The sequence below is a fragment of the Stenotrophomonas sp. GD03777 genome, assembly GCF_029842485.1.
Classification (GTDB): Bacteria; Pseudomonadota; Gammaproteobacteria; order Xanthomonadales; family Xanthomonadaceae; genus Stenotrophomonas; species Stenotrophomonas sepilia.
The window spans coordinates 1-4,182 of record NZ_JAOCGL010000182.1; the positions used below are offsets into that span (position 1 = coordinate 1).

3 protein-coding genes and 1 pseudogene are annotated in these 4,182 nt (G+C 68.0%); 1 reads left to right on the plus strand and 3 read right to left on the minus strand.

Going from position 1 to position 4,182, the window contains the following annotated elements; all coding sequences use genetic code 11:
• Both N5E02_RS20305 and N5E02_RS20310 read right to left on the minus strand, forming a co-directional pair.
• The coding region (locus tag N5E02_RS20305) for an ATP-binding protein (protein WP_279946684.1) at positions 1-1,202 on the minus strand (1,202 nt) is incomplete at its 3' end.
• Complete coding sequence (locus tag N5E02_RS20310; protein ID WP_005418539.1) at positions 1,199-1,936, minus strand: response regulator transcription factor; 738 nt, start codon at positions 1,934-1,936, stop codon at positions 1,199-1,201. The genes N5E02_RS20305 and N5E02_RS20310, both read right to left, overlap by 4 nt.
• A 180-nt stretch (positions 1,937-2,116) precedes the next feature.
• Between N5E02_RS20310 and N5E02_RS20315 the strand changes: the two genes are divergently transcribed.
• Positions 2,117-3,403: an aminotransferase class I/II-fold pyridoxal phosphate-dependent enzyme gene (locus tag N5E02_RS20315; protein WP_279946685.1), complete on the plus strand. Its 1,287-nt coding sequence runs from the start codon at positions 2,117-2,119 to the stop codon at positions 3,401-3,403.
• A gap of 662 nt (positions 3,404-4,065) precedes the next feature.
• Here N5E02_RS20315 and N5E02_RS20320 read toward each other — a convergent pair.
• Positions 4,066-4,182: pseudogene (locus N5E02_RS20320) on the minus strand (DNA repair protein RecO); the annotation flags it as partial.

Below are 4,182 nucleotides of genomic sequence, written 5' to 3' on the forward strand. Positions count from 1 at the left end.
GCAATGCGGCCGACGATCGCCAGGCCCAGGCCGAAGCCGCCGGTGTCGCGGCTGCGGCTGTCATCCAGGCGGGTGAACGGGCGGACCACCTTTTCGCGGTCAGCCTCGGCGATGCCGGGGCCGTCGTCGTCCACGCGCAGGCAGGCGCGCCCGCCCACACTCACCAGCGACACGTCCACCTGCGAGCGCGCGTGGCGCAGGGCATTGCCGACCAGATTGCTCAGCGCCAGCTGCAGCAGGCGCGGTTCCGCTTCCAGCCGAGGCAGGGCGCTGGGCTGCACGCGCAGCACCAGGCCGGCACGTTCGGCATCGCGGCGGGCATCGGCCAGGCAGGCCTGCAGCCAGTCGTTGGCTTCGATCCGCTGCATCGGTTCGCCCTCGCTGGGATGCTCCAGCCGTTCGTAGGCCAGCAGTTCGCTGACCAGCCGGTTGAGCTCGGCCAGGTCGCCATGCAGGCCCTGCGCCAGTCGTTCGCGGCGCTCGCGGTCATCGCTGTCCTGCATCAGGTCCAGGCCGAAGGCCACGCGCGCGATCGGCGTACGCAGTTCGTGGGAGATCGCATGGGTCAGGTCGCGCTGGCGCTGTACCAGTTCGGCCACGCGCGCGGCCATGCGGTTGGAATGGTCGACGATGACCCGGATCTGCGAGCGTGGCGAGACCTGCGCGCGTGCCTGCAGATCGCCGGCGCCGATGCGGTCGGCATGCACGCGCAGGGCATCCAGATCGCGCCAGAGCAGGCGTACCCAGGCGTACAGGCTGGCGCCGACCAGCAGCAGGATGCTGAGGTAGGCCGCGATGGTCATGTACGTGGTCATCTGCACCGCGCCAGGCACGCGCAGGTGCAACCAGCGACCATCGATGCCTTCGATGGGCAGCAGGACCTGCTGGTACTGATCGCGCACGATGAAGCCATCGGCCTGCACGGCTGCCTGTTCCTGCGGGGTCAGCGCGGGAGGCTTGTCGAGCAGGGTCAATGCGATGCCATAGTGCGGTTGCCACTGCTGCAGGCGCTCACGCTGCTGGCTACCGTCCAGGCCGGCCAGGCCGCTGCGCAGGGCGTACACCTGCCCGCGCACCTGCTGGACGAAAACGCGATCCTGCACGGGCGTATAGATGCTGTCGAGCACCCGGTTGAGAAAGAACACCGAGGCCAGGAAACAGGCGCCGGTGATGAACCACAGCCACAGGAACAGCCGCTTCATGCCGTCCAGGCCGACGGATTGAACTGGTAGCCGCGGCCCCACACGGTCTTGATCCGCCGCGGCTCGCGCGCATCGTCGCCGAGCTTGCGACGCAGCTTGCCGATGCAGACGTCAACGCTGCGGTCCAGGCCGTCGAAGCCGATACCGCGCACCGCCTGCAGGATCTGGTCACGGGACAGGATCTGCCCCGGCTGGCTGGCCAGCAGCCACAGGATCTCGAATTCGGTGGTGCCCACGTCCACCGTGGCACCGTGCAGGTGTACCTCACGCTGCATGCGGTCGATCAGCAGTTCACCGTGCATCAGCCGGCTGGGCGTGCCGGTGTTGCTGCTGCCGTGGCGGCGGCGCAGCAGGGCGCGCAGCCGGGCCAGAAGCAGGCGTGGTTCGATGGGCTTGTGCACATAGTCGTCGGCGCCCGATTCCAGGCCCAGCACCTGTTCGATGTCGTCCTCGCAGGCGGTCAGCATCAGGATCGGCACATCGGAGAAGCTGCGGATCTGGCGGCACACGTCGATGCCGCCCAGGCCGGGCAGCATCAGGTCCAGCACCACCAGCTCCGGCGCGTGCTGGCGGCAGGCCGCGCCGGCCAGGTCGCCGCGTGCGATGTGCTGCACGGCGAAGCCATGCTGGTGGAGGTAGTCGCTCACCAGTTCGGCCAGGCGACGGTCGTCCTCTACCAGCATGACCGACGTAGGCGAACTGCTGGTGGTGGGATGCCAGGGCGATGGCTGCATGGGTGGGGCCTCCGTGCCCGGGCAGCAGCGCCCGGCGGCGCAGCCTAGCAGCGCCCCATGACGACTGCCTGAATCGCGGCCAACCTGATAACCGCCGGTACGGGCGTCATCGCCAGTGGCTTTCAGTGGCGGGCGCGGGCTGGCCTATGGTGGCGGTTTCCCCGGATGGAGCCTGGTGCAATGAGCGAACCGCAGTGGCAACTGGAAACCCTGGCCGTGCACGGTGGTTACCGTCCCGACCCGACCACCCGCGCGGTGGCGGTGCCGATCTACCAGACCGTGGCGTATGCCTTCGATGACACCCAGCACGGCGCCGATCTGTTCGACCTGAAGGTGCCCGGCAATATCTACACCCGCATCATGAACCCTACCACCGACGTGCTGGAGCAACGCCTGGCCGCACTGGAAGGTGGCATCGGTGCGCTGGCGCTGGCCTCGGGGCAGGCCGCGATCACCTATGCCCTCCAGACCATCGCCGAGGCCGGTGACAACATCGTCGCCTCCAGCGCGCTGTATGGCGGCAGCCTCAACCTGCTGGCACACACGCTGCCGCAGTATGCCATCCAGGCGCGCTTCGCCGACCCGGCCGATCCTTCTGCGTTCGCCGCGCTGATCGACGAGCGCACCAAGGCGGTGTTCGTCGAATCGATCGGCAACCCGCGCGGCAACGTCACCGACATCGCCGCCATTGCCGAGGTCGCGCATGCCGCGGGTGTGCCGCTGATCGTCGACAACACCGTGGCCACGCCGTTCCTGCTGCGCCCGTTCGAGCACGGTGCCGACATCGTCGTGCACTCGCTGACCAAGTACCTGAGTGGCCACGGCAACAGCCTCGGCGGTGCAATCATCGACTCCGGCCGCTTCGACTGGGCGGCGCAGCCGAAGCGTTTCGCCCGCCTCAACCAACCCGACCCCAGTTACCACGGCGTGGTCTATACCGAAGCACTGGGGCCGGCGGCCTACATCGGCCGCGCGCGGGTGGTCCCGCTGCGCAATACCGGTGCCGCGTTGTCGCCGTTCAATGCGTTCCTGATCCTGCAGGGCATCGAGACCCTGGCCCTGCGCATGGAGCGCATCAACGCCAATGCACTGGCCGTCGCGCAGTTCCTGAAGGCGCACGACAAGGTCGCCTGGGTGCGTTACGCGGGATTGGCCGACGATCCCGAGCATGGCGCCGCGCAGCGCTATCTGGGTGGGCACGGCTCGGGCGTACTGACCTTCGGCCTGCCCGGCGGCCGTGAAGCCGGCGCGCGCTTCCTCGATGCCCTGAAGCTGTTCACCCGCCTGGTCAACCTGGGTGATGCGAAGTCACTGGCCACCCATCCGGCCTCGACCACCCATCGCCAGCTGGATGCCGCGGAGCTGGCCAAGGCCGGCGTCAGTGAGGACACCGTGCGGCTGTCGATCGGCATCGAACACATCGGCGACCTGCGCGCCGACCTGGAGCAGGCCCTGGCCGCCGCCTGATAGCCACGCGCTTGGTCGTCATCGCCACAGGCGATCACCGCCGGCCACGCGATGCGCTAGGGTGGAACTGCCTCTCCAAGGCGTGGCAACGTGGCGATCCAGATCCCCGGTCGATGCGGGTCGACCGGGGATTTTTTTGTTTCCGGGGTCAGATCCGTTTTCCTGTGGAAAACAGATCTGACCCCATGTGCCGACGGTCGGCATCAATCCTGGTAGATCCACGCCATGCGTGGATGGATCACCATCGGAATCGAACATTCCGACAGTTCATCAAACAGCATCCACGCATGGCGTGGATCTACTGCAGAACGCGGGAAATTATCGAAGGCGGGGTGGGGCCGCTTGCGGGGGCGTGAGCCGCATGGGCCCGAGGCATGCCTCGGGCGGGTTGGGCAGGACGCCCAACCCCGGTCTTGCCGTGTGCGCAGGACAGCGCACACGAGCAAGCGGCGACCGAGCTTACATGGGTGAGGGCGCTTTGTTTGCGAAGCACTGCTTCGCAAGCGCCCGAACGCACAGCCGCTGGTGGCTGGGCCGGGCCCCGGAGGGGTACTTGCAGCGCCCCTCTCAACCGGACCCACCCCGCCATCCCACGGAATGCACGCTGTTGCTGTTGCTTTGGCCTCGGCAGGTGCAGGGCTGCAAGCCCTGCTCAACACCCCCTACCTGCGGGGCGCCAGCTGCTCGAGCATTTCCCAGGACTTCAGGCCGCGTGGCCCCAGGTGATGGGCCAGCACCCGCCGCATCGGCAGGCGCAGGCTGGCCAGATCGGCGGCATC

Coding starts and splice junctions, on each gene's coding strand:
- N5E02_RS20315 (WP_279946685.1), top strand. CDS start 2,117: ATGAGCGAACCGCAGTGGCAACTGGAAACCCTGGCCGTGCACGGTGGT.
- N5E02_RS20310 (WP_005418539.1), bottom strand. CDS start 1,936: ATGCAGCCATCGCCCTGGCATCCCACCACCAGCAGTTCGCCTACGTCG.